General features: G+C 70.3%; 1 pseudogene. It reads right to left on the minus strand.

What is annotated here, in order from left to right:
• Positions 1 to 3,395 (minus strand): annotated as a pseudogene (locus NBY69_RS09500) (hypothetical protein); the annotation flags it as partial.

The following is a 3,395-nucleotide window of genomic DNA, read 5'->3' on the forward strand; positions in this document are numbered from 1 at the left end:
CCCGAGGGACCGCGCGGGGCGAGCAGACCGGTGGCGCCGGTGGTGGCGTTACCGCGCAGGACTCGGTCCCGTACGTCGAGCGGGATGTGCACCCCGGCCTTGTCGTGCGGGCCTGCGCCCACGCCCGGAGTGTGCGACCAGGCGGCGTCGACGGCCGTGGAGAGCAGCAGGAGATCCCGCGGCGCGACGCGCAGCGTCGGCGAGATCTGCTGGGAGGGGCCCATGTAGTCCATGTCGAACTGCACGCGTCCCGCGTCGTCGATGCCGTATCCGGACATCAGCGAGTGGTCGTCGTACACCGGCCGGAACGGCTCACCCGGCTCGGCCTCGCGGTAGTGGTCCTGGAAGCCGAGGAGGTGGCCGGTCTCGTGCGCGATGACGTGCGACTTGTCCGCACCGTCCTCGCCGTCGTCCGAGACGTACCAGGTGGCGCTGTCGTCGCGGCCCGTGCCGTCCGGGTCCGGGTGCAACCGCACCCGTCGGTGCGCCTGTGCGGGATTGTCGACGAACTCCAGCCTGACCCGCAGCAGATCACCGTTCGGGAGACGGTGGTTCGGGACGTTGAAGTACGTGTCGACGCCGCGCTGCGCCATCTCCCTGGCGTTCGCGACGTGGTTCTCGTTGGCGCCGGGCTGGGGGTTCAGATGGATGCGGACCGTGATGTCGGAGCGCACACTGCCGTCGCTGAGTTCGGTGCGTTCGACGGCGAACCCGCGCTCCCAGACGGACGCGGCGGCCCCGCCCAGCCTCTGCGTCAGGCGGCTGGGCCGCCGGATCTCGGCTGTGCCCAGCGAACGGACGTCGGTGGCCGGCCTGGGGCGCGGGGCCGGGGGGAGCGGGGCGACGGAGTAGTCGACGGCGGGGGTGAGCGTGGGCGTGGGGACATCGGTGACGGGGTGGTCGGAGGTGGGCGTGAGCGTGGGTGTGGGCGTGGGTGCCGGGACCCTGTGCGGGCTGGCGTGCGGCGTGTGGAGCGGGACGTTCGGCGAGGCGTGCTGCTGAGTGGAGGACGACTGGGCGGGGTTCGGGGCCGTGGGCAGTGTCACGGGCGGGCCGTCGTCCTGATGCACGTCCCCCTCGTGCCACAAGTCCAGCAGCGTCAACTGGGCCTTGATGTCCGCGTCGCGCCTGGCCAGGGCCTTCTCCAGTTTTTGGGGCAGCGGTCCCGATCGATGGGCGAGTGCCACCATATGGAGCAGTTCGGCCTGGGGCTTCCCCGCCTTGCGCGGGTCGAAGTCCGCGGGCACCGGGGCGGTGCCGTCATTCGTTTCCAGACGCCAGTGCCCCACCAACTCTCGCAGTCGCTGATCCGGGAGGACGTCCAGGCCCAGGTGCGCGACCGTGGACCAGTGCATGAAGGAGCGGAACTCCTCCTCGGTGCGGGTGGATCGGCTGCCCAGCAGCTCGTCGGCGGCGTCGTCGAAGCGTCTGTGGTCACGGGCGAGGCGGGCGTCTTCCCGCTTTTCGCGCTCGCTGTCGAGTTCGGCTCGGACCTTCTGTCCCAGGGCCTCGGGTGACAGGGGTTGCTGCCAGAAAGGCTTGCGCTTGCCCAGGAGGGCGACGTCTTCCGGGCCTACTTTGAGGGCGTCGGCCAACCGCGTGAGATAGCGCGGATGCACGCCCAGCGCGTGCGCCTGGGCCGACGTCTCGGCCGAGACGTTCGGCACTGGATGAGCGCGTGAGTCGTCGAGCACCGGCTGGACCCATGTCTGGTCCAGGGCGACCATGTCGGACATCGAGGCCCTCTTGGTGTGCAGATACGAGGAGAAGTCCCACCACTCGGAGAGCGGCACATCGAGTTCTGTCATCCGCTTCACGAAGGGGCCTGCGGGCCCGGCATCCAGTCGGGCCGCCAACTGGTCGAGTGCGTCGAGGGCCGGGCGGATGAGGGCGGAGCCCTTCAGGGCGCTCTCGATGCTGGTGAGGTCGGAGGGCTGCAGTCCGAGGGCGTCGGCCACCGCGGCCATGCGGTCGGTGTGTGTGCCTGCACCCGCGCCCGCGCCAACGGTGTGTGTGCCTGCACCCGCGCCCGCGCCGACGGTGTGTGTGTCTGCGCTCGTGTCGGTGGTGTGGGTGTCTGTGTTCGTGAGCGGGCCGGGCGGTTCCTGGCCTCGGTGCTGCGCCAACAACGCCTTGACTCCGGGCTCGTCGAGCAGTCCGGCCAGGGTGTTGCGGCGGACCGAAGTCGTCACGTCCGACTTCCATGCCGGGGCCTGCTCGTGGTGCGGCTGCCCCTGCGGGCCCTGCCAGCCGGCCGGTAGCTCCGACACCGGCGGCAGCCGGTCGGCGGCAGTGCGCAGGAAGGTGTTCACGGCCTCCTGGTCGTTGAGGTCGAGCACCATCAGGTCCTGCACGATGTTCGGATTGAAGAAGTCCGTCGCGATGTTCGACAGCTCCGGGCTGTACTCGGTCATCGCCGGGTCGTCCGTCGGCGCAAGCTCCACGTCAAAGGTGATAAGGCTCAGTTCGCGGTGTGCGCGTGGGTCGGGCCGGTTGAGTTCGGCGCCCACTTGCAGCTGTACCTCGCGCAGCGGCCCGGCCAGTTCGTTGCTCTGCTCCGGGGACAACGCCGGATGCGACAGCACCCGGGTGATGCGCATCCCCAAGGAGCCGTCCAGGTGGATTACGCGCTGGACACGGAACGGTGCCGGTGTGGTGCCCGGTCTGGGCATCTCGAAATCTACCGGGGCGGTGACCGCGAACACCTTGGACGAGTGGTCCGGGGACGGCGGTTGGTCCGTCGAGGGCCGGGCCCACAGGTGTTCACCGTCGCGGACGTGGCCGTGCATCCTTACGCCGTCGTGCACGCCCTCCCAGAGGTAGCCGCCCTCCGGGACCTCCACCCATGAGCCGTTGCCGCGCGCGTTGCGGTGGGCCTCGACGATCGAGTCCAGGAGCCGGTGCGTCGACCAGTCGGAGGGGAAGAGTAGATGGGGGGTGGCCACCTCGCCGTCGAGGCCGACCATGGCGTCGTTCTCCCGGTCACCGCGATGCAATGCGGGCGGCGGCGGGGCGCCGTTGGCGAGGGCCCGTACCGTCTGCTCCCGCAGGTTCGGGTCCTTGAACCAGACGGTGGCCCACTGGGTGCCGTTCGGGTGCGCGGGCCACAGCGGTTCGATGAAGACGCCGTGCTGGTTCTGCGCGAGGGCCCCGTTCGGGCCGGGCAGCGTGTAGTGGACGCCGGTTCTGTCGGCGGTGGAGCCGTAGGTCAGGAAGCGCGTGGCGACGTCCCCGAACGCGGGTTCGTCGGACAGCTTGCGGGGTGCCGGCGGTTCGAGGTGGGTGGGCGGCAGGAGACCGGTCTGGTCGGGGTGGGGGGCGAAGTCGATGATGGTGCCGGTGGCGCCGGCGGTGCCCTTGATGCGGACGCCTTGGTAGACGCCGTCGAAGGTCGA

The sequence above is a fragment of the Streptomyces sp. A 4/2 genome (assembly GCF_940670765.1).
Lineage (GTDB): Bacteria > Actinomycetota > Actinomycetes > Streptomycetales > Streptomycetaceae > Streptomyces.